Genomic DNA, 23649 nt, shown 5'->3' with positions numbered 1-23649 from the left:
TATGTTCGCTAAAAAAATCCTCAGTCTTTGTTTGCCGGCTCTTATATTTCTGGCCGGAAGCTGCGTTCATCCAGATGCCGGTCGCTTCGAAAGCCGGATCATCAACAACCCCGTATTGTCCGGCTTTTATCCCGATCCCAGTATTACACATGGGGAGGACGGCTATTATATGGTTCACTCCACCTTTGGCTACTTCCCCGGAATTCCCATTTTCTACAGTCCCGATTTGGTCTCCTGGGAGCAAATTGGGCATGTGTTGCACCGTCCCGAGCAAGTTCAGTTCGAGGGATTGGGACTGAGTAATCAGGCCACTTTTGCGCCCACCATTGAATACCATGAAGGCACCTATTATGTGGCCTGCACCGAGGTGTGGGGCAGAGGTAATTATGTGGTCACTGCGCAAGATCCGGCGGGACCGTGGTCCGATCCCATCTTTTTTCCCGAGGTTTCGGGCATTGATCCCTCCTTGTTTTTTGACGAGGACGGGAAGGTGTATCTGGTTTACAACAGCGAGGCGCCCGACAACAGTCCGCTTTACGAGGGGCACCGGACCATTCGGATGTTCGAGCTCGATTTGGCGACCGGGAAAGTGAAGGGAGAAGAACCAGTTATCCTGGTTAATGGCGGGGTGGATTTGAGTCAGCAACCCGTATGGATCGAGGGACCGCACCTTTACAAGGTCAACAACTGGTACTATCTGAGTGCTGCCGAAGGCGGAACCAGTGTGAATCATCGTCAGGTCATTTTCCGCAGTAAAAATATTCAGGGGCCTTATGAACCTTGGGAGAACAATCCCATTCTCACCCAGATGCACCTCGATCCCAACAGATCCCGACCCATTACCAGTACTGGGCATGCCGACCTGATACAGGATCTGGCCGGGGATTGGTGGGCGGTATTTCTGGCTTGTCGCCCCTACGAGGGCAACCATTACAACACCGGTCGGGAAACTTTTATGGCTCCGGTAATGTGGACCGATGGCTGGCCGGTAATAAATCCTGCACAGGAAGAGGTGCAATATCAATACCGCTTTCATGCTGCCCTGCCTCAGAGCGACAGTGTCCCTGCTTTAAACGGACATTTGCATTGGAACGATTCTTTTAACAGTGCTGAATTGGACTTGCGTTGGGTGCAAATTCGTGCACCGCAGCGAGAGTGGTTTCACATCGACCAGGAAGCGGGAGTCTTGCAAATGGAATTGTTGCCTGCCGAAAACATGCTGAATAGCAATCCTTCTTTTCTGGGGCGTCGCCAGCAGCAATTGCGCGACCGTATGCAGGTTGTTTTAGAGTTTGCTCCGGGCAGTGCCGATGAAAAGGCAGGCCTGGCCATTCTTCAGAACGAGAAACGTTTTTACTACCTTTGTCGTTCTATGGATGCGAATCGTCCTGTGGTGCAGCTGTATCGCTCGGTGCCCGATTCGGAGGGTTTTTCAATGGAGTTGTTGGCTCAGGATGTTCTAAAAGGTGAGGGACTGGGTAAATTGCATTTGCTGATTGAGGCCGATCGTGATCGTTATCATTTTTCTTACCATGTTAATGATGAAGCGCCGCGGCCTTTGGGAGCGGCTATGGATGCCCGCTTCTTGAGTACGGAGACTGCCGGAGGCTTTGTGGGTTGTGTATACGGCTTGTATGGTATGCTTTTGAATGATGCCCATTCCGAAACCTTGGCCTACTGGCACAGTGCTTCTTATGAAGCTTGGGTGGATTAGTTTTTTCTTTTTTATGAAATTTGTTTTACCTTTGGGTTCGTAAGGGTGCGTTATACTCTTTAAAATACAGCCACGGCTTCGGGGAGTTTTGAACATAAATGTTAGGTGTGAAAATGTGTTTAAAATACTGCTTCCCGGGCCGTGGTTTCTTCATGGTGGTCGTGGTGTTTTCCTTCTGCTGACATAAAATTTCGGTTCACTTACGCTTGATTCAGTAATTCTGCGCTGCTGCCTGTTTCCTGTTCACTTCAGGCACTCCGCTACAAGCACGGAACTCGCCTGCGGCTCAGACAGCCGTGCTCGTTACGCTGCGAGCCTTTGCTCACTTACGGAAACATTCAGAGGCTTGAATTACTGAATCTGCGCTGGAACGAAATTTTCTTAAGGCAGCTGTTCTACACCACTTTCTTTCCCGAGTTGGGAGGGGAAGATAAAGGCGACGCTCCTTGGTGGGAACGTCGCCTTTGGGTAGCTCTGCAGGGGAGGGCTTTATTGGGGAAGACTTTGTTAGGGTTGTATCACAAATTTTTGCGTGCGACTGCCTTCGGGATCCACGACTTTAAGCAGGTAGGGGCCGGCAGGCAGGTGGGCAATTGAAATGCTGCCCTGTAGCTTTTGGCGCAGCACTTCCTTGCCGTCCATGGTCAGTACAACCACCGTGGCGTCAGGGGCAGCTCCTTCTATCCAAAGGTGGGTGCTGGCCGGATTGGGCGATATTTTCAAGCTTTCTGTTAAGCTGGTCTCCGGCAGGGCAACCGGTGCGTCCTGGCGGGTGAGCTGCCAGCGCTGACAAGCGTGATTGGTGTTGGGCCAGAGAATGACCCGGGAGTCACTGGTGTAGGCATTGGGTATTTCGATGAATTTATCGCTGATGGAGGGATAAATGACCACTCTGCCGTCGGTCCCTTCAATCAGTCGAAATTTTTGATGGATGGCCCCGGTGAAATTACTGGTGACCCTAAGAAATTCATCATGATCATTTCCGGCTGCCTCCAGATAAAGGGTAGGATCGGCCATGTTCTGGAGCGTATATTCTCCGGTACCCAGGGAGGTCAGCATCCATTTTTGACTGTCGTAATCGGGGTTTTCGGTGTGCTGCCAGACTTCTGCACCGGTGATGGCCTGATGGTTATGGATGTCCATCATTTTGTTGCTGTTGCTGTTGCGCAGGGTATAGATGCCCTCTTCCACAAAATTCATGGTCACCGAAGGCCAACCGTCTTCGCCCCAAACCAATTTGGCCAGTCCCATAGTAGGGCCGCCTGCCGGTTGACCGGGGTAGCCCCAGTTGGGGTCGTAATAGTGGAAGGAAACATAGTCGGTCCCGTCTTCATGAAAAATGCCAAAGTGCCCCGGACCATAGAAGCGATCGTCGTAGCCCCGACTGTCGTCGTGTCTGAAAACCACCGTCCCTCCACTGGGCGTCTGGAGTCCCCGCAGGTTTTTCCCTGCCTTGTCGACAAAGGGGCCTTTGGGCGAAGTCGAGCGGCCCATAACCACATAATAGGAGCTGTTGACACCGGAGCAACAACCGCCTTTGTTGTAAAAAAGATAGTAATATCCATCGCGGTAAATCACCGTTGCGCCTTCGCCTTCTGCATAGTCGCTGGCACGTGGACCGGTCCACGAGTTGGCTACGGAGGTTCCGGGCAGATTGTTGGTGTAGTTTTTCGGTTTGCCCGAAACGGAGTCGAGCTCGGCAACCACAATGCCCCTTTCATTAAAGGAGCCATAGGCCATCCATATTTTGCCGTCCGTGCCCCGATAAATGGCCGGATCAATGGCGTTGAGGGCCAGTCCCGGCTGGTACGACCAAATACCCAGGAAGCCGACGTCCTTCCACGCATAATCCGGGTCGTCGGGGTCGAGGGTTTTATTGGTGACACAGCCAATGGTTGAGGTCATGGTTCCCCATTCCGAACAGGAATAATAGAGGTAGTATTGGTTGTTCATATAAATGATGTCGGGGGCCCAGAAGCCACCGTGGAATACCGCATCGCCGTTGCTGTCGGTCCCCCCTTTTACATAATTATTGATCCATGCAGGAAAATCGGTTTTTGTAAAAGGAGAAGGCCCATTGGTCCACGTTACCAGGTCGTACGAATACATGGCGTGAATGCCATCGCCGGTGCCAAATACCCAGTACTTGTCCTTGCACTTGACTATGGTTGAGGGGTCGTGAATGCCGGCCCGCCAGTTTTGGGCGCTGAGGCTTAAGGTGCTCAGGAGCACAATCAATAGGGTCAATGCATTTTTTTTCATAGGGTAGTTATTATAGGATGCTAATGTATCTGAAAACAGGACAGATACAGGGTTTGCGTATCCATAGCCAGGAGCGTTGAACCAGGCGTGCGCTGTAAAGGTAAGGAATACCTTTAAAATTTTGTTGTGAAATGCTAAAAAATTACATCTGTGTATTCAGATGCGGAAATCAGATGCGGATGACTTGGTTGACCTCGGCTTCGAAAGCGGGTTGGTGCGTAGCCATGAGCAGACTCAGATCGGGGTTTTTCTGCTTAAGGCGCCGGAAAATGTCCAGGGCATTGTCGGTACTGATGCCTGCAGTAGGTTCATCCACCACCAGCAGTTGGGGCTTCTTGAGCAGGGCCTGGGCCAGCAACAGCTTTTTGCGCTGACCACCACTTAGGGTTTCGCCATTTTCGCCCAGCCAACTGTCGAGTCCCTTGGGAAGGGCTTGGTACCAGCTGTCGAGATCGACCGTTTTCAAGGCAGACAGGATGTCCTCATCGGAAAAATCTTCAAAGTTTTCGCGCAGGGTTCCGGTCAGCAAATAGGCTTTTTGACTTACGTAGATGGCTTCCGGAATGGGCAGTCGGGGCAGGTCCTCCCCGTTCCAGGAGCAAGTACCGCTGAGTCGGTATTCCGGATAAAACAGACTGTTCAACAGGGTGGTTTTTCCCTTTCCGGTTTCCCCGTAAAGGGCCACCCATTCGCCTTTTTTTATGGAAAAGGAGAGGGGCTCGGTATTTATGCGGGTTTCCGGAATTTGTGCCCGCCATTGTTTCCACGCCACTTGCTCCAGCGGAGTGCCCACTACCAAGCGCTCTTCGGGCTGGTCGCCCGCCCGGATGATTGCATCCAGGTCTTTTATTTGATGGTAGACCGAGCTTTTTTCTGATTTCCCCGAAAAGAGCATCTCGGACAACTCCGCCTGCGCCATAATGCCAAAGAATACCCCAATGGCCATCGTCGCTGTAAAGTCGTAACTGCCCGCTTGCCAAAGCATTAAAACAGCCAAAAGACCAAAACCCAGTCCCACCAACATCTGCAGCGAAAAGGAGTTGCTCTGCAGTTGCCCCTCCAGTTGCTCCAGCTTCGTCAATCGCTGCACCTGCTGTTCAATCGCCTTTTCTTCGAGCTGGTACTTCGAAATTTCAATGCGTCCCCGGAAACTCTCAATCAAAAGCTGATTGTCCTCCTCCCGCAGTTGCTTGAGTCGTGCAAAAAGTCTGCGGTTTTTCAGCAAAAGATACTGGGGCAGGAGAAAGAGCAGGACGGCCGAAGAAATCAGGAATTCGAGGGCAACGACCAGGGAAAATAATTGGAGGAAGAAGAAATAGAGGCCCAAGGCGATCAGCAGGGCCGCTAAAGGCAGGATCCACAGCAGAATGTGATTCAATATCAGGTCGATGCCATGGGTGCTGTTTTCGAGAATGGCGGCGTTGTTGTTGACTTGTTTTTTAAAAAACGGAAAGCGTGCCACCGACTGAAAAATTTTTAATTGCAGTCTGCTTTGTGCATCGAGCGTGGATTTGTGGTTTTCGAGTCGCTCAAAATAGCGCATGGCCGTGCGCAGGAGGGTCAGTAAGCGAATTCCTGCCGAGGGCACCAGGTACGAGAAGGTGGTGTTGGCGGTAAGGAAAACCACACTCGACATGGCAATGAACCAGCCCGATATGGCCGGCAAAGCGATAAAGGCAATGGTCCAGAACAGCAGGAGGACAAAGCCTTTCAGCCATCTGCCCGCCAGGGGACGAAAGAGGTGTTTATAAATAAATCCGTTCATACTACATTTGTTCTCCCCAGTTTAAGTTAAGGACCACCGCCGCATGGGCATCGAACTTTTCTTCGTGCGAGGCAACGATGCACAGTTGGCGTTGCGACAAAAGACGTATTTGTTTCAAAATGACTTCGGTGGTTCCCGGGTCAAGATTGGCGGTGGGCTCGTCGAGCAGCGCCACCGGCTTGGGGTGCAGCATCATACGTGCCAGAGTAAGCAACTGCTTTTCGCCACCCGAAAGCTGCTTGCCGTTGTGACTCAACTCGGTTTGCCAGCCCGCCTCCTTTTTGGCCAGGAGTTTATTCAAAAAGTCGGGGTAGCCCGACGGTGTTTCCGTTGCCTTGTCAAGAAAAACATTGTAGTGGAGACTGCCGTCGAAGAGGAAGGGAAACTGGTTCATGTACGAAGTGTTTTCCCTGAGCCAGCGGGTCGACCACCTATGGTCTTTTCCGTTGACCGAAAGCTGGCCTTCCTCTGTCTTCAGACTGCCCGAAAGAATCTTGAGCAGGGTCGATTTGCCCGAACCCGAGATGCCCTTTATCAGCACCAGTCCCTTAGCCGGCAGCTGCAGATTGATATTGTGCAGTACCTTAAGCAGGGAGTCGGGGTAGGCAAAACTGAGCCCTTTTATTTCGATGCTTTGCAGCGCTTCGTCGGCCACTTCAAGAGGGGCCTCTTCGCTTTCTTCCCAATAGGGCATCAACAGTTTGGCCGAGGCCAGGGCCTTGTTGCGGTCGTGGTAGGCACTCACAAACTTTCTCAGATAGAAGAAAAAGTAAGGGGCCAGCATCAATAAGAAGAGGGCCACATGAAAATCGTAGCCCTTGCCGTAGTTCTCGCCGGGCATTATGCCCATGAGGCTCATCCCCAAATAGATGGCCACCCCTGCAATGGCTATGGAGACAAAGAGTTCCAATACGGCCGACGAAAGGACGGCCACCCGCATCACCTGAATGGTGGCGGTGTTCAGATCGGCACTCTTCTTTGCTAAAAAACGCTGTTGGGGCAGCAGGTTATCCAGGTTTACAATTTCGGCCACGGTGTGCAGACGGTTATAAAAAACGGCCGAATATTTCATAAATAAGTCGATGTGCTTTTTATGGAGCGATTCGGCGCCCACGCCAATCATAATCATTTGAAAGGGAATGACCAGGAAGGAAATGAGCAGGGTAAGTCCCACCCAGACCTCGAACCAGAAGCTGATGGTCAGAAGCAGAAGGCTGACCAGCACCGAGGCGGTGGCATAGGGCAGAAAAAAGGCAAAATAAGGCTTGAGATCGTCGCTCACCCGGGTAACCAGCAAGGTGGCAGAGATGGCGTCGGTCTGACTGTTATGCAGAATTTTGGGATACAGTTGTTTTTTTATTTTGACAACAATGTTTTCGCCCGCCCTGTAGTTAAGAAGGGCGGCAAAGTGGGCCAGAAGGTAACGGCCCGCCAGAAAAATTACGGCTACCCATAAGTCGCCGGGCTCCAGTTGGTTGCTTGCAAGCCAGCCGGCCGCAAAGCGGGACAGGTACCAGCTGAATACAACAAAGCAGCCGGCACTCAGCAGCGTTAAAATTCCCGCCAGCAAATAGGCCTTTCTGGCTTCCTTCATCCATGCCGAAAGCCAGCGTGAGGCACTTGGAGGTTTTGCATCCATTTTTTGTTCGGTGTTCTTGTTCCCCAACAATAACTGTTTAAAATACGATTTGTTTTAGCGGGGAGCGGAATTTAGAATTGCGTATCCACCAGCCAGGTGAGGAGGTAAGAAATGGAGAAGGAAATGATTGGAGCGATGAGCCAGATAATGAAGAACTTGTTGACCTCGGTCTTACGAAAGATGTTTTTAGCCCCCAGTTTGGCTACCCCAATACCCAGGATGGCGCCCACGTTGAGCTGTACCAGCGAGGTGGGGACGCCTTTAAAAATGGAGGCCAGGAGGAGCAGACTGGCGGTGACAAAGGCAATGATGATGGCTTCGATGCGACCAAATAGAATGATCTCCTTTCCGGTGTTTTGCATGATTTTGTTTCCAAAGACGGAGGCCCCGATGGCAAAATTGGGTGCAATAATAAGGGTGGACAAAAGCAGAATGATGGTGAAATTTTCCTGGGTGGGTTTGATGTCCATTTCGTTGAGGGTCATTGAAGCAATGGGCCCCGCCGCATTGGCCACGTTGTTGGCGCCTATGCTGAAGGCCACGTAGAGCGACATGGCCACTACCAGCACTTGCAAGATGGGGTGGTTGTGGGTCTTGGCCGACAGGAAGTAGCCCCTTTTTCGTATGGGGTTGTAAATGTACTTACCAATGAGAAAGCAAACAGCAAAGGAGATGAGGGGAAGTACAAACCAGGTGGGGATGATGTCGATGAAGAGTTTTTCGGTATTGAGGGTATTAAAGTACAGCGCCGGTGCCGTAACAGCCAGAATGGTGGATTGACTGGTGGACTGCGGTATGCCTACAATATTGGCAAAGAGCAGGGAGATGGTAACCGACAATAAAATGATGGATACCAGTCCGTAAGTCATCATGTCGCTCGGCAAAATGTCCTTGCCGATGGTCACCGAGGTGTTTTTACCGGCCACAATGGCCCCGGCAAAAACCATAAGGCCAAACAATCCGGGAATCAGGTTCTTACGAATGAGATTGGCGCCGTAGGCCACCGAGAAGGAGGGTGCTGTTCCACTGCCCCCCATCGTAATGGCAAGGAACATGGCAATGACAAAGGGCAATAGTAAGTGACTGAATAACAGGGATGTCATAAAAAGACCAATTCTGTTTTGTTTGCTTGAAGCGTAAAAGTAAGGAAATTGCCCAAAAAACCTTAACAAGACGCTCAAAATGGGTATTTATACGAAGTCGCCCCACTTGAATAAAGCAGGTGAAAAAGCAAAGCACCTGTCGGTCAGAGGCTTGCTCTCCCCGACAGGTGCTGCTGTGTTTTTCTTAGGTCGGTGGTGCCTAGGGCGTCAACCCTGGTTAAAGTCCCCGAGCAAAAGTCCTTTTACAAAAAATTGTTGATTTTGAGGCCCACCTGTATCGTACGCGGGGCGGTGGGACCGTAAATGTAGCCCGGGTCGCGTTCGCCACCCCGGTCAAAATCGCTCTGATAGCTGTTCAGGAAGTTCTTTACACCTGCAAAAATGTGGAAGTTGCCTACCCTGGTGCGGATGTGGTACTTGAGGTTCAGCGACCAGTCGAAAAAATCTTCCGAGCTGCGCAACTCCCCATCTTCACTTGCCAGGGGACCAAAATAGGGGACCAGCATACTGCCGGTATAGGTGGCGTTGGTGTTCAGCGTCAGCTGCTCCAGCGGATTCCACTGTATGGCCGCATAGCCGTAGTGGTCGGGCGTCCGTAAAAAGCGCTTTTCGTCGAAATCCTGCGCCGCTCCGTAAGTGCTTTGCTGCAGCGTAAAGCTGCCGTTAAGGCGCCACTTGGCTGAGGGCAGCCAGGTGGCTTCCAGGTTGACCCCCTGTACTTTAGCGCCTTCTTCCTCATTCACCCTGGTATATGCTACCCGGCCGTTGGCATCCGGAGCACCAATTTCATTGGCAAAGGGGTTTTGCAGGTCGGTGTAGAAAAACTCCGACAACAGCTCCAGACTAGATGTCCCCCGCTGCAACTGGTAGCTTAATGAGGCCATGTAACTGTGGCTCGTTTCCTGCTCCAGATTGGGATCGTTGAGGTGCACCACCTGCCGCGCCTGCGAGGTTTCAATATGCAGGTCCTCATCAAAGACCTGCGGCGCCCGGTAACCCTTCGCGTAGGAGATGCGCGCCTGCACATCGTTGTTGAGTCCGTACAGCAGATTTAAACGGGGACTCAGTACGCCGTTACTAAGGTCCGAACCCGACAGCTCGTCCCTGATGCTGTAATAATCGCCGCGCAAGCCGGCCGACAAAGAAAAATTACCCATGCGCCGTTCCCACTGCGCAAAGAGTCCCCCCACCGTTGACAGCTGGTCCGACACGGCTGTGCCGGGCACCACCTCTTCCACCACCTCTTCGGTGGCCGCATCGTACACAAAATTACGGTAGCCCAATTTGGCATCTTCGAGGCGACCGCCATTGACCTCGGCGCCAAAAATCAGGTTGTTGCTGCCCTGCAGTATTTTGTACTGACTGCCTGCCGAGTACGAAAAGTCGCTGGTGCGTCCGTAGGCATCCAGCGCCCTGGACGCCCCGTAGTAGGAGTCGCGGTTCACCGACTGTCCCGCTGCATAAACCGAAAGTTCCTGGTCGGGTGCCGTAAACCAGTGCCAGGCCAGGTTGCCCGAATTGATCAGGTGTTCGGTGGCTTCGGCAATCTGACTCTCATGCAGGGGCTGGTCAAAGGCATCGCCCCCTCTGCGCTGTTCGCTGATGTGAAAGAAATCGGCCGTTATTTTACTTTTGTAGCCCGGTTTTACCGAGTAGTGCATCCCCATGGTGGTATTGTCGATTTGGGACAGCTCCGAAAACCCATCGTCGTTGGCATCGTAGGGCGACCTTTGTCTGTGAAAGCCGTAGAGGGCCAGTCCGTGTTTGCTGTTTTCTGAGGCCAGGGTTGTATTGAACTGGAGCGTGTGGTCGGGTTGGGCATTCCCGCCCACGCCCACCATGGCCGTTTGCATCTGCACCTCGTAACGGTTGCTCACCGGCTCGCGGGTAATCACGTTCACAGTCCCCGCAATGGCATTGCTGCCGTAAAGCGCCGAGCCTCCGCCACGCACCACCTCCACCCGGTCGATCATATTCGCCGGCAGCAACTCCAGTCCATATACCGAGGCCAATCCGCTGAATACCGCGCGACCATTAATCAGCACCTGGGAGTAAGGTCCATCGAGTCCGTTCATGCGCAACTGGTTCGATCCACAGTTGCCACAAGTGTTTTCCATGCGCAGTCCCGGACAGTACGACAGTCCCTCGCTCAGCGAAGTGCTCTGCAGACTGGTCAGCAAGTCGTTACTCAGTGCATTAACTATAACCGACGATCCCTTGCGCGAACGCGCGTCGCGGTCGGCCGTCACCACCACCTGTTCCAGGCGCAGGGCGTCCTCCTCCAGTTCCACCACCAGTCTCCCAGCCGCCAAAACTGCAGCGTCGAGGGTGATTTCAGCCGGTTTGTAGCCCAGGGCCTGAATGCGCAACTGGTGCGTGCCTTCGGGCACTTCGAGTTGATAATCTCCATCGGCGTCGGAGGCCGTTCCAATGGAGGTCGATTTGATTTGTACGGAGGCAAAGGGCAGTGGTTCGCCCTTGGCCTTTACATGGCCGTTAAGTGTAATCATGGGCGGCTTGTTGGCCAGGGTGGGCAGACCAAAGGCCAGCAGCCCCAGGAAAAGGGTCAGTATGAAATGTTTTTGCATTGTCTTTAAACTATGAATGTTGTGTGGTTCAATGGCAAACAGTCGGACCGCAACGCCCCATTTGTCGGCCTTTGTGGTAAGGGCCGCAGGGCATCCGTCTGCTGTTTATTCGTAAGATATAAAGGAAATCAAGCCGAAAGGGGCGGCCCTCGTAGTCCCGGTAGTTCCACCTGCACGGCACAAAGCCGGTGCCGGGTGTCGGGGTACAGCATCCGGTTAAAAGACAAGTGTGCCTCATCTACCCCCGGTGCCGTTTGCAGATAGTGCTCGAAGTCGGGCACCAATTGATACACACTGCCCGGATGCTGGTGCAGCGGGTCCCCATCCGGGTCGGTCGCCCCAAAAGGGTGGGAGTGTACCACCTTTTCGCCGTTTTCGAGCGTATGGGTATGTAAAAAGAAGGTAAAAGAAAGGGTGATGAAAAAGTGCAGCAACAACAGGAAGCCTCCGAGCGGAAGCGCCGTTGCCCGAATTGTTCGGTACAAACCCTGTTTCGATGTAGTCTGGTAACTTTTCACACAGCAAAAGTGGGATTTTTATTTCAGGGGAGAAATCCCCATAAATGGGCATTTTTGGGGCGGCTGCTTAAAGCGCTCATCCCCCGGCCTTTTTGGCCTTGTAATTTTTTGCCGTCAGGTGGGCCAGAATTTTTTCACGGTGGTCGCCCTGAATCAGAATCTCCCCATCCTTGCTGCTGCCACCCGTACCGCAAAGGTTCTTCAATTGCTTTTCCAGCTCGCGCAAATCGGTACTGCTGCCCACAAAGCCGGTCACCAGTGTCACGACCTTGCCCTTGCGTTGCTTTTTATCGAGCCAGACCTTTAGTTGTTGTTGGGCCGGCGCCAGGGTTTCCTGTTCGTCCTCCTCTGCCTCGTATTCGAAATCGGGATTGGTGCTGAAAATAATGCCGCCTTTGTTGTTCTTCTTGGCCATGTGTTGCGTGTTGGTTGACTTGTCTATCGTTTTACGCTCCAAAAATAAGGCTTAGTTGGGGTTTGACCAAGGGGCTTTGCAGCTATTTATTTAGACTGCTTGTAAATAAGGGCGATTGGCTGCTTTCCATGCGCCTTGCTGTGATATAATCCTTAATTTTGCAGGGTTTTGTGAAATTTATCATTGTTTGTTGTGTTTGACCGTTAATCTGAAACTTTAGCGGCCAGAGCAATAAAATATCAATAATACCAGGTTGTAATGAATAAAGTTGTAAGCAAACGCCAGTTTTCTGAAAATGTGGTTGGTCTCGACATAGAGGCGCCACGCATAGCCAAAGCCCGAAAGGCCGGTCACTTTGTAATGGTAAGGGTCGATGAAAAAGGCGAGCGCATTCCGCTCACCATCTCTTCGGCCGATGTGCAAAGAGGCACCATTACCCTGGTGATTCAAAAAGTGGGGGTGACCTCCCGCAAACTCACCGCGCTGGAGCCCGGCGATATGGTGCACGACCTGGTGGGACCCCTCGGGCATGCTACTGAAGTAAAAAAATACGGAACCGTGTTGTGTTGCGGTGGCGGGGTGGGCGTTGCGCCCCTTCTGCCCATCGTCGAAGCCATGAAGGCAGCCGGCAACCGGGTAATTTCGGTGATTGCTGCACGCAACAAGGAGCTGGTAATACTCGAAGACCAAATCAGGGCCCATTCCGATGAGGTGCTGGTGATGACCGACGACGGTTCTTACGGGCGTAAGGGCCTCATAACCGAAGGCATGGAAAGCATCATTGAGCGGGAGAAAATAGACCAGGCTGTAATCATCGGTCCCGGTATCATGATGAAGTTTGCTTCGCTCACCACCAAAAAGCACAACATCCCCTCCATTGCCAGTCTGAACACCATAATGGTAGACGGTACCGGCATGTGCGGCGCCTGTCGCGTTACCGTGGGTGGGAAAACCCGCTTTGTGTGTGTGGACGGACCCGAGTTCGATGCCCATGAGGTGGACTTCGATGAGATGCTGAGTCGCCTCAATGGCTACAAGGACGAAGAACAAAAAGCCGATCAGGAGTATTCCTGCCAAGTTGATAAAAAGTAAAGTATGGACAATAGAGCTGACTATCTGAAAGCAGAAAGAAGTGCCGAATGGCGTGAAGCCCTGCGTAAAACCATGAAAAACAAGGAACGCACAGCCCAGCTGCGCGTTCATATGCCCGAAGCACCTGCTCAGGAGCGTGCCCGTTCCTATGTCGAGGTTAATTCGGGACTGACTGCGCCCATCGCCATGAAAGAAGCCTCCCGGTGCATCGACTGTCCCGACCCCACATGCATCAGTGGCTGTCCGGTCAACATCAACATTCCCAAGTTTGTAAAAAATATTGAGCGTGGCGAGTTTTTAGAGGCCGCCCGTACCCTCAAAGAAACCAACGCCTTGCCCGCCGTATGCGGACGGGTTTGTCCCCAGGAAAAGCAGTGCGAAGCCAACTGTTTTTACACCATTAAACTAAATGCTGAGCCCGTAGCCATTGGCTACCTGGAGCGCTTTGCGGCCGATTATGAGCAGAACAGCGGCGCCATTTCCATACCGGAAGTAGCCCCCGCCAACGGCATGAAGATTGCCGTAGTGGGCTCGGGTCCGGCCGGACTGGCTTTTGCGGGAGATATGGCTAAGTTGGGTTATGAGGTGCACATACTCGAAGCCCTGCACGAGATTGGTGGTGTATTGAAATACGGCATCCCCGAGTTTCGCCTGCCCAACAAAATGGTGGACGTAGAAATTGAGAGTCTCCGTAAAATGGGGGTGCAATTCGAGACCAACTTCATTGTGGGTAAAACCGCCACCATCGACGATTTGCGCGAGGAAGGTTTCAAGGGTTTCTTCGTCAGCAGCGGCGCCGGTCTGCCCCGTTTCATGAACATCCCCGGTGAAAACCTGGTGGGCATATTGAGCTCCAACGAGTACCTCACCCGCGTGAACCTGATGGGCGCCTCTCGTCAGGGTATGGATACCCCCGTGATGCGTGGCAAGCGTGTAGCGGTGATTGGTGGTGGCAATACCGCCATGGACTCCGTGCGTACCGCCCTGCGTCTGGGGGCCGAAAAGGCCACCATCATTTACCGCCGTTCGCTGGAAGAAATGCCCGCCCGGGTAGAGGAAGTAAAGCACGCCCAGGAAGAAGGCGTGGAGTTTTTGACCCTCAATAATCCCATTGAGTATTTGGGCGACGACAAAGGCAAGGTGAAACAGATCCGTCTCCAGAAAATGGAGTTGGGCGAACCCGATGCCAGCGGACGCCGTTCGCCACAACCCGTTGAAGGCTCGGAGTATCTGATCGATGCCGATACCGTGGTGGTGAGTGTGGGCGTTTCGCCCAATCCCCTTATTCCGCAGTCGCTCCCCGACTTGAAGGTGAGCCGCTGGGGAACCATTGAGGTGGATCCCGAAACCCTGCAAAGCTCCATTCCCGACATTTTTGCGGGCGGCGACATTGTACGTGGTGGCGCTACCGTAATTCTGGCAATGGGCGACGGCCGCAAGGCTGCCGCCGGCATGCACCAACATCTGCAAAACGCCCGCTGATCTACCAACAACCAAAATCCTTTTGTTATGGCTAATTTATCAACGACATATCTCGGACTGGAACTTAAAAATCCTTTTATTGTGGGGAGTTCTGGTTTAACGGCTACTTATGAGGGCATTGCCCGACTGGCAAAAAACGGCGCTGCTGCGGTGGTGTTGAAATCCATTTTTGAGGAGGAAATCCAAATGGAATTTCGTGAGGCGCTCAAGAATCAACTGGGGCCTCAAGACAACAACCTCGATTTTCTGGACTATCTCGACTATCAGATTAAGGCCGACGTGTTGAGCAAAACCACGGAATTGATTCGACGCGTAAAGGCCGATTTCGATCTGAAGGTGATCGCCAGCATTCACTGTCGCTCGGTGGGCGAGTGGTTTGCTTATGCCGCCAAATTGCAGGAGGCCGGTGCCGATGCTTTGGAGCTGAACATCTATCGTTTGCCTTCGTCTCTGGAGGTGAGTGCTGCTGAAATTGCGGAGGGCAATGAGCGCATTGTTGAGAAGGTGATGAAGCATGTACGCATCCCGGTCTCCGTGAAAATGAGTGCCTACACCACCGATGTGGCTTACACCGCGCAGCGTTATGCGCAGTTGGGGGTCAAGGGACTGGTTTTGTTCAATCGTTTTTACCAGCCCGATATCGATTTGGAGAACAATCGGGTTGTGGGGGGACAGGTTTACTCGAATCCGAACGACTACACCTGGCCTTTGCGTTGGGTTTCTATTTTGTCGCCGAAGGTGGCGCTCGATTTGGCGGCCAGCAACGGGGTGCATACGGCCGATACTGCGCTGAAGATGTTGGTGGCGGGTGCTGCTGCCATTCAGGTGGTTTCTTCGGTGTATAAGAACGGACCGGATTATTTACTGGATTTGCAGCATGGTTTGGATCGGTGGATGGATAAGAAGGGCCTTCAGGATATGGCGGCGCTCAGGGCCTATGGCCGGGCTATGATGCCGGAGAATCCGGAGTTGTTTGAGCGGGTGCAGTTTATGAAGTATTTTGGGGAGGTGTAGTGTCGTCTTGCGGCTGACAGAAAACAGCTGTTCATTTCGCTTGATGCCTGCTGTTTGCGCTACTGCTTATTTCCGGAACCATCGCTCAAGTCGCTAAAATTCTTGAACTCGCCTTCGGCTCAAACAGCAAGAATTTTTACGCGTCTTTCTCAATGGTTCTTAATCGGAAATAATCAGAGGCTTAACAGCAGGCATCTGCGCTCTGACGAGTTGTTTTCTGTAGGTCGATGTCTTGCACTACTTCCCTTCCAGAGTCTGGCTTGATGCAGCTGTTCTGCGCTGCTGTCTGTTTCCTGTTCACTTCAGTCTCTCCGCTACAAGCATCGAACTCGGGTGGTCGTGGTGCAATCTTGCGTCTGACATAAAATTTCTATTCACTACGGATGCTTCACTACAAGCACGGAACTCGGGTGGTCGTGGTGCAATTTTGCGCCTGACATAAAACACCTGTTCACTGCAGTCGTTTCACTAAAAACATCGAACTCGCCTGCGGCTCAAACAGCGATGTTTTTGACGTTTCACTTCTTTGTTCACTTACGGTGTTTTCTGTAGGTCGCCATCTTGCACCACTTCCCTTCCAGAGTGGTGCCGTGCTTGCTACGTTACGCATCCTTGTTCATTACAAAATTTTTTGTAGGCCGTTGTCTTGCACTACTTCCCTTCCGGAGTGGGGTTGTGCTTGTTACGCTGCGTTTCTTTGTTCACTTACGGCCTTTTTTGTAGGCCGTTGTCTTGCACTACTTCCCTTCCGGAGTGGGGCCGGTGAAACCTTTCGGGTTATTTTGACGTATATTTTTTGTTTTACATATAAATTTTAACCTTTATTTTTATGAAAAATCTTTGGAAACTTTTGTCCCTTGTTTTAGTCTTGGGTCTGGGCTTTGCGTCTTGTAGTGATGATGACGACGATGAATCGCCGAATTTTGTTAAGATCGGTGAGAAAACCTATGCGCTTAATGGCGGCCTGTTAGAAGATTATGGGAACATTGGCGAGGAGGGTATTTTTAACCTTGATTTGGTGTTGCATTCCTCCGGTATTCGCTACAACAGCGAAATGGAGGAGTATTATGGGAAGGGCAATTATGTCGCTTTTGAGCTTTATACGGGGACTGAAGGCGATTTGGATGCAGGTGAATACACTTCAGGAAGCTGGTTAGAGCCAGAGACTATGATATATGTATCTTCCGTTTACGCCTTGAATATTGATTTGGAAACTGCCGAAGAGTTTTATGAGGCTTGGGATAATGACGAGGTAGATATAGAGGATAGGCCTTGGGTAGAAGGTGAAATGTATGGAACTCTCAGCCTGGAGAAGGAAGGAGATAAGTACATTATCGAATTTGCAGGCTTAACTGAAGAGGAAGAGGTTGTAGTCATTCACTATGAAGGTAAGCTCAGCTACTTCGACTTTAGCGATGATGGATTTTATGAAGCCAGTGCAGACCGCGCTTCAGGGTTTTCATTTAAGTCTTTGGAAAAATAGTTGGACGAGAACACCGGTTTTAGTCCGGAACCGGGGGCCTGTGCCTCCGGTTTTTTTATTGGTCGTTGTTGATTTCGTGCATGATTTCGGAAAAGAGGCGGATGCTGGTCTTTCGGGCCTGGAGGGCGTAGAGGGGGGTGGTGACGATGAGCTCGTTGACCTGGGTTTGGGCGAGAAAGTCGAGCACTTGTTTTTTAACGGTGGATTTGCTGCCTACAAAGGAGTATTTGAGCATTTGGTGCAGGGTGGGATGCTGCAGCAGGTCGCGCAACTCGTTGGTCATTGCGCTTGGTGCCTGCAAGGGGGTGCGGGCTCCGGTTATTACGCCCACAAACATGCGAATGATGCTGGTGAAGAGGGCTTCAGCTTCTTCGTCGCTGTCGGCCACGCAAATGTTTACCCCGGCCATGGTGTAGGGGGCAGACAGTTGTTCGGAGGCTTGAAACTCGTCGCGGTAAATTTTTAGGGCGGGGAGAAGATGGGTGGAGGCAAAGTGACTGGCAAAGGCGTAGGGGAGGCCCTTTGCTGCGGCCAGGTGGGCGCTGTCGGTACTCGAGCCCAGGATGTAGAGGGGCACCTCTGTGCCTTCGGCAATGGGGGCCCGCACTTTGGCTTCTTTGTTGTAGGGCGAGAAGTAGGCTTGTATTTTGGCGACTTCGGCGGGAAAGGAGTGGGCGGCTTGCATAAAGTCGGAACGGATGGCCTGGGCCGTTTGCGGATCGGTTCCCGGTGCCCTACCCAGTCCCAGTTCAATGCGTCCCGGATACAGTTGGGCCAGGGTGCCGAATTGTTCGGCAATGATCAGGGGCGAGTGGTTGGGGAGCATGACGCCGCCCGAGCCCACGCTTATGCGTTGGGTATTGCCTGCCACATAGCCCATCAGAACGGAGGTGGCACTGCTGCCAATGTGTTCGGCATTGTGGTGCTCGGCCAGCCAGATGCGGCGGTAGCCGCAGTCTTCGGCTTCCCGGGCCAGGGCCAGGACGTTTTTCAGGGTACTTGTCATGTTTTCGCCTTCTGCCGCCACGGCAAGTTCTAAAAGGGAATAGGAAATTTTTTTGCTGTTGCTCATTTATCAAATTTTGAAAAGTGCTGTTGAAAGGAGATTGTTTTTGGGGATAGGGAGGTGGGTGTTCTAAATTTTTGGGATGCCTGTCCCCACCAGTGTTTTCAGCATGGTTTTTCGTGTGCGCATATCGATGTTTTTTATGGAAATACCCAGGGCCTTTCGGCTGCCGACAAAAAGAGCCATTTTTTTGGCGCGGGTAAGGCCGGTGTAAATCAGGTTTTGAAACAGCATATTAAAGTGCTGCATCACCACCGGTAGGATTACGGCATCGAACTCACTGCCCTGCGACTTATGAATGGTTATGGCGTAGGCCAGGTCCAAATCCAGCAAGTCTTCCTTTCGGTACTGTACGCGACGGGTATCGGTCGCGGAGGGAAAACTCACTTCGAGGGTCATGGACTGGTTGTCGATGGCCGAAATGCGACCGATGTCTCCATTAAACACCTCCAGGTCGTAATTGTTTCGCCGCTGAATTACCCGGTCGTCCTTTCGGAACAGCCGGTCGCCTACCTGCACCTCGGGTTGGTCAATGCGGGCGGGATTGGCGGCTTGTTGCAGCAACAGATTCAGGTTGCGTGTGCCCATGCTGCCTACGGTCATTGGGGTCAGCACCTGGACTTCGGTGCCGGTGCCCATTTTTTCTTTCAGGGTTTTGACGTAGAGGTGCACCACCATTTCGGCAGCGGTAAGGCCGTAGTGGAGACTCGACCACGGATGGATGCCCTGTACCAGGTTGCGGAGGGCCTCGGCATCGCTTTTTGATTTCAGGAGGGCCGACAGGTCGGCCTGAATAAAGTGCCGGGGAATGTTGAAGACATAGGAGCGGGCGCCCGTTTTGCGCAGTTCTTCAATTTCGGCCTCGCTGGTGTCGGCAATGTAGATGTCGTCTTCCTGGACCACCGACTTGTATTGTTCACTCGCGCCTTCCGGGCCTTGTTCTCTGACAAAAGCCTGGCCCTGACTGTCGATGACGTAGCGCATGGCACCGCGTATTTTTTGAATGAAGAGCGACTGCTCTTTGGTGGCCTCCTCGGAGTCGATGAAAAGGCAATCGACCTTTTTCTCCCAGATGTCGGGCACATGCAGGGGCGATTCGATGGGCGGGATGCGCCGTTGAATCATTTGGTGGGCAAATTTTATGATGTGACTCTCACTGGCCTGACGGAACACCTTCCGCAGGTGGTAGCAGGGCACCTGACCCCCTTCGATCAGGTCCTTAAGCACGTTGCCGGGGCCCACCGACGGCAACTGGTTGGGGTCGCCAATGAACAGTACCTGGGCCGTGGGGGGAATGGCCTGCAGCAGGGAGGCCGCAATGGAAATGTCCAGCATGGAACACTCGTCGATGATCACGAAGTCGGTCGCCAAAGGCTCCTCTCTGTTCTTTTTGAATTGTCCGCTGTGGGGCTGCCACACCAGCAGGCGGTGAATGGTCTGGGCCTCGCGACCAATGACTTCGCCCATGCGCTGGGCGGCTCTGCCTGTAGGTGCCGCCAGCGTAATGTGCTTTTTCATAGCCTGCAAGAGACGCACCAGCGCCCTCGTCGTCGTCGTCTTTCCACATCCCGGTCCCCCCGTCAATATCGAAAACGACTGTCCACAAATGCCCGCCACCGCTGCAAACTGTTCTTCACTCAGGGGGTACGACTGCTGTTGGTTAAAGCGCTGCAGCCAGTCGTGTACCCGCTGCTGGTCTACATTCACCTTGCGCTGCAAAAAGGCAGAGATGCAGGCCGCCGTTTCCTGCTCATCGTAATACAGCGATTTGGAATAATAACATTTCACCGGCTCCGTAGTATCCGCCTCCCTGCGCCACCGCACCTTTAAATCCTGCTCCTGCTCCATCAGCGCCACCAGTCCCACCAGTCGCCCGCCATGCTCCTCCTTAAGTAAAGCCTCCACCTCCGTTAAGATGTTTTCCAGCTCGAGGTAGCAATGTCCCTGTTCCCGCGCAGCCGATAGCACGTGGGCCACGGCTGCACGCAAACGTTGCTCGCTGTCTTTTTCCATGCCCATGCTCAGCGCAATTTTATCGGCTGAGAAAAAGCCAATGCCGTAGATGTCTTTGGCCAACTGGTAGGGGTTGTTTTTGACTATGGCAATGGCGTCATTGCCATAGGTCTTGAAAATCTTCACCGCAAAGAGGGTGCTTACCCCATACTCCTGCAAAAACAACATCACATTTCTGATCTCCCGGTGCTCGGTCCACGAAGCCTCAATCTGCTCGAGCTTGGTCTGGGCAATGCCGCTCACCTCTTTCAGGCGCTCCATGTTGTTTTCGAACACCTCCAGGGTATCCTTTCCGAAATGTTTGACTATGCGCCGCGCAATTTTGGGTCCCACCCCATAAATGAGTCCCGACCCCAGATACTTTTCCAGTGCCGAAGCGCTGGCCGGTTTGCGTTCGGTGGTAATGCTCGATTTGAATTGTTCGCCGTATTTGGGATGCTGCACCCATTCGCCCTCAAATTCCATGGTGGCTCCCGCAAAAACATTGGCCTGGTGTACCGTTACGGTTTTCAGCTCGTAGGGCTTGTCGAGGGGACTCACCCGGAGTACCGACCAGCCGTTTTCGCTGTTGTGGTAGGTGACCCTTTGTACAATGCCCGAGAGTTTTTCCATACCTAAGGTTTTTTGCGCTTGTGAAAATGCTTTTTGTTGCGCAACACGCGCTGCAGCCAGGCATTTTGTGTATTTTTATAAAATCCCTGGCCGGGGTGTCGCTCCGGTAAAATTAGTAAAAATTACGATTCCCGTTTGGTGGTTTTAAAGAGGCTTCTGGCGGGTAGGACTAAAGATTATAAAAGATGTGTAACAGACGAAAGTTCATGGGGCAGATGCCGATGCTGCTGCTTGCGCTCAGCTGGTTGTTGGGCTTTGTGGCGACTGCAGCTGATCCGTGCCCCCTTTGGATGCCCAAAGTGTTTGGAACCCACATGGTGCTGCAGCGCAACATGGCAGTGCCATTGTGGGGCAGGGCCATGCCGGGAACGGAGGTGCGAATTGCTTTATACAAGGAGGATTTGCTTCTGGAGCAGACAGCAGTGCCGGCTGCCGACGACGGCAGCTGGCGGGTGAAATTACAGGCCCGGGCTGCAGGGGGGCCCTTCCGGCTCGAAGTCAGGGCACAACAGGACACGCTGCTGCTGGAGGACGTCTGGTTTGGGGAGGTGTTTTTGGCAGGCGGTCAATCGAATATGGAGTGGCAGGTACAGCAAGCCCTCCATGGTCAGGAAGAAATCGCCGCCGCCCATTTCCCTTTAGTCCGTTTTTTTAAAGTGCCCCACAACAAGCAACCCGCCGTGCAGGAGGATGTGGCAGGGGGCCAATGGCAAGTAGGCTCTCCCGCCACAGTGGCGGAGTTTTCTGCTTTGGCTTACTTTTTTGCGCGGGATTTGCATAGGCTTAAGAATATTCCGGTAGGTATATTGCAGGCCACCTGGGGAGGCACACCGGTCGAAGCCTGGATGCCCCGTGAGGCCCTGTTAGCCAATTCGTGGTCGGCCCCCGCAGCTCAGGCTGCCGACAGCATCACCGTTGCGCATTTTAAACAAGACAGTCTGGACCTCCTCCGCTTTTGGGAACTGGTTTACCAAGAGCCGACTCAGCTGGAAGCCCGTTTGAGTGCTCCGGATTACGACGACAGCCACTGGGAGGAAGTGGAAATGCCTGTAACAATGGCGGATTGGGACCGGGACGCCTATGAAGGCATCGTTTGGTTGCGGAAGACTTTTGTGTTGCCGGAGTCCTTGCTGAGCGATTCGCTGGAATTGGAGTTGGGGCGCCCGGAGCTGAACTACAGCGTATTTGTTAATGGTCACCTGCTGGCACGCAATGTGTGGAATGCTGAGGAGCAACACCGTTACACACTGCCCCCGGAATTTTTGCTTCCCGGAAAAAATTTGCTGACCGTCCGCATGGCCTTTTTGTGGGGAGGCGGCGGTTTTTCACCCCGCCACGGTCCCATGCAGCTCCGGGGCAACAGCGGTTCCCTGGCCCTGAGTGGTCGTTGGAAATATCGGGAAGATTTGGAGCCGAGTCTGCCACTGATACGAAATTACCATCGTTACCCTGCCTTTTTGTACAATGGAATGATAGCTCCCCTGGTGCCTTACGGGCTGGCCGGATTTTTATGGTATCAGGGGGAGGACAATGTGGCGTCGCCTGAGGCTTATGCCGAGCTGTTTCCCTTGCTCATCAGCCAATGGAGGACCTTGTTTGGGAAGGACGATCTGCCCTTTGTTTTTGTGCAACTGGCCAACTTCCTGCCTGAACAGGAAGAGCCTGACGAGAGCAGCTGGGCGCCCCTGAGGGCCGCCCAGGAACGCGCTCTGCACTTGCCCGCTGCCGGAATGGTGGTCAGTACCGATGTCGGTAATCCCCATAACATTCACCCCCTCAATAAGCAAGAGGTGGCCCGTCGTATGTTGTTGCAGATGCGAGAATTGTTGTATGGCGAGGAGTTGCAGGCCGGTGGACCGCGACCAGGCACATTGGAAGTGCAGGGTTCGGTGGTAGAGCTGACTCTGGAGGGCATGGGGACGCCAGCATCTGCGTGTTCTTTGGTAAGGCCGGAGGACAGGCTAGAGGGTTTTGAGCTGGCCGGGGCCGATGGCTGTTACCATACAGCCAGCGTGCAGCGCAGTGGGGCGCAGCTCCGCCTGGAGTCGCCCCGGGTGCCGCGGCCTTGCAGCGTCCGCTACAACTGGTTTGATAATCCGCCGGGACGCCTTTATAATGTATGGGGACTTCCACTCAGACCCTTTGAGCGCTTAGTGAATAAGTGAAGTGAAAGACAGGGCTTATGCCTGTTGTTTGTTCGGAAAATTTGTGCTACTTTTGCGGCGCTATTTACATTTTTATAATTAAAAACTAGTTTCTATGTTGAACAGTTATGAAACCGTTTTCATTTTAACTCCCGTTTTGTCTGATGTTCAGATGAAGGAGACGGTAGAAAAGTTCAGGAACTTGATCCTGGAGAGTGGAGGCGAGATCGTCAATGAAGAGAATTGGGGCCTCCGCAAACTGGCTTATCCGATTCAGAAAAAGTCAACCGGTTTTTACAACCTGCTGGAGTTCAAAGCTGAGCCTTCGTTCATTGAGAAGCTGGAAGTAATGTATCGTCGCGACGAGCGAGTGATTCGCTTCCTGACCTTCAAATTGGACAAATACGCGCTTCAGTACAGTGAGAAAAGAAGAACCAACAAAAAAGAAAAAAAGGAGAACTAAGCCATGGCACAGAATCAAAGCGAAATCAGATATCTTACTCCTCCGTCGGTAGAGATTAAAAAGAAAAAGTACTGCCGCTTCAAGAAAAACAAAATCAAGTACGTGGATTACAAAGATCCTGAGTTCTTGAAGAAGTTTTTGAACGAGCAGGGAAAAATTTTGCCCCGTCGACTGACCGGTACCTCTTTGAAGTATCAGCGTAAAGTGGCTCAGGCAATTAAGAGAGCCCGTCATTTGGCCTTGTTGCCTTATGTAACCGATTTGATGAAATAAATT

17 protein-coding genes are annotated in these 23649 nt (G+C 52.5%); 8 read left to right on the top strand and 9 right to left on the bottom strand.

All coding sequences use genetic code 11. The features are described 5' to 3' along the window. Position 1 precedes the first annotated feature (1 nt). Complete coding sequence (locus tag B4W65_RS12105; RefSeq protein ID WP_158522845.1) at positions 2-1714, top strand: glycoside hydrolase family 43 protein; 1713 nt, start codon at positions 2-4, stop codon at positions 1712-1714. 507 nt (positions 1715-2221) lie between these two features. Here the strand turns inward: B4W65_RS12105 and B4W65_RS12100 are convergent. From B4W65_RS12100 to B4W65_RS12070, 7 genes are all read right to left on the bottom strand, one after another. Continuing rightward, a complete protein-coding gene (locus B4W65_RS12100) occupies positions 2222-3976 on the bottom strand; it encodes a family 43 glycosylhydrolase (RefSeq protein ID WP_088655427.1) in 1755 nt (584 codons plus the stop codon). A gap of 169 nt (positions 3977-4145) precedes the next feature. Beyond that, the gene (locus tag B4W65_RS12095) at positions 4146-5741 is read right to left on the bottom strand and encodes an ATP-binding cassette domain-containing protein (protein ID WP_088655426.1); all 1596 of its coding nucleotides are present in this window, start codon (positions 5739-5741) and stop codon (positions 4146-4148) included. A gap of 1 nt (position 5742) precedes the next feature. Continuing rightward, on the bottom strand, positions 5743-7380 hold the full coding sequence (locus tag B4W65_RS12090; protein WP_088655472.1) for an ATP-binding cassette domain-containing protein: 1638 nt from the start codon (positions 7378-7380) through the stop codon (positions 5743-5745). Positions 7381-7451: 71 nt separating this feature from the next. Next, the gene (locus B4W65_RS12085) at positions 7452-8483 is read right to left on the bottom strand and encodes an inorganic phosphate transporter (RefSeq protein ID WP_088655425.1); all 1032 of its coding nucleotides are present in this window, start codon (positions 8481-8483) and stop codon (positions 7452-7454) included. Between the two features lie 242 nt (positions 8484-8725). Beyond that, the gene (locus B4W65_RS12080) at positions 8726-11071 is read right to left on the bottom strand and encodes a TonB-dependent receptor (protein WP_088655424.1); all 2346 of its coding nucleotides are present in this window, start codon (positions 11069-11071) and stop codon (positions 8726-8728) included. Between the two features lie 128 nt (positions 11072-11199). Continuing rightward, positions 11200-11589, bottom strand: coding sequence for a hypothetical protein (locus B4W65_RS12075; protein WP_088655423.1), 390 nt, complete (start codon positions 11587-11589; stop codon positions 11200-11202). 76 nt (positions 11590-11665) lie between these two features. Beyond that, positions 11666-12004, bottom strand: a complete 339-nt coding sequence (locus B4W65_RS12070; protein WP_088655422.1) for a translation initiation factor — start codon at positions 12002-12004, stop codon at positions 11666-11668. A gap of 258 nt (positions 12005-12262) precedes the next feature. Between B4W65_RS12070 and B4W65_RS12065 the strand changes: the two genes are divergently transcribed. From B4W65_RS12065 to B4W65_RS12050, 4 genes are all read left to right on the top strand, one after another. After that, complete coding sequence (locus tag B4W65_RS12065) at positions 12263-13096, top strand: sulfide/dihydroorotate dehydrogenase-like FAD/NAD-binding protein (protein WP_088655421.1); 834 nt, start codon at positions 12263-12265, stop codon at positions 13094-13096. 3 nt (positions 13097-13099) lie between these two features. Continuing rightward, a complete protein-coding gene (gene gltA, locus B4W65_RS12060; RefSeq protein WP_088655420.1) occupies positions 13100-14578 on the top strand; it encodes an NADPH-dependent glutamate synthase in 1479 nt (492 codons plus the stop codon). Positions 14579-14605: 27 nt separating this feature from the next. Then, entirely contained in the window at positions 14606-15592 is a 987-nt protein-coding gene (locus B4W65_RS12055; protein ID WP_088655419.1) for a dihydroorotate dehydrogenase-like protein, read from the top strand. Positions 15593-16421: 829 nt separating this feature from the next. Continuing rightward, positions 16422-17075 (top strand): hypothetical protein, encoded by a 654-nt coding sequence (locus B4W65_RS12050; protein WP_146697781.1) that lies wholly within the window; start codon positions 16422-16424, stop codon positions 17073-17075. Positions 17076-17130: 55 nt separating this feature from the next. On the opposite strand, the gene B4W65_RS12045 is transcribed toward B4W65_RS12050, so the two are convergent. Continuing rightward, on the bottom strand, positions 17131-18147 hold the full coding sequence (locus B4W65_RS12045) for an LLM class flavin-dependent oxidoreductase (RefSeq protein ID WP_088655417.1): 1017 nt from the start codon (positions 18145-18147) through the stop codon (positions 17131-17133). Positions 18148-18210: 63 nt separating this feature from the next. After that, positions 18211-20766, bottom strand: a complete 2556-nt coding sequence (gene recD2 / locus B4W65_RS12040; protein WP_088655416.1) for an SF1B family DNA helicase RecD2 — start codon at positions 20764-20766, stop codon at positions 18211-18213. A gap of 185 nt (positions 20767-20951) precedes the next feature. On the opposite strand from recD2, the gene B4W65_RS12035 reads away from it, so the two are divergent. The 3 genes from B4W65_RS12035 (at position 20952) to rpsR (ending at position 23646) form a co-directional block, all read left to right on the top strand. Continuing rightward, complete coding sequence (locus B4W65_RS12035) at positions 20952-22931, top strand: sialate O-acetylesterase (protein WP_088655415.1); 1980 nt, start codon at positions 20952-20954, stop codon at positions 22929-22931. 94 nt (positions 22932-23025) lie between these two features. Continuing rightward, on the top strand, positions 23026-23373 hold the full coding sequence (gene rpsF, locus B4W65_RS12030; protein WP_088655414.1) for a 30S ribosomal protein S6: 348 nt from the start codon (positions 23026-23028) through the stop codon (positions 23371-23373). 3 nt (positions 23374-23376) lie between these two features. Beyond that, complete coding sequence (rpsR, locus tag B4W65_RS12025) at positions 23377-23646, top strand: 30S ribosomal protein S18 (RefSeq protein WP_088655413.1); 270 nt, start codon at positions 23377-23379, stop codon at positions 23644-23646. Positions 23647-23649: the final 3 nt, after the last annotated feature.

The organism is Geofilum rhodophaeum (assembly GCF_002210225.1).
Classification (GTDB): Bacteria; Bacteroidota; Bacteroidia; order Bacteroidales; family Marinilabiliaceae; genus Geofilum; species Geofilum rhodophaeum.
Note: the sequence above shows the minus strand (reverse complement) of the source record. Positions and strands in the feature narration are given on the sequence as shown.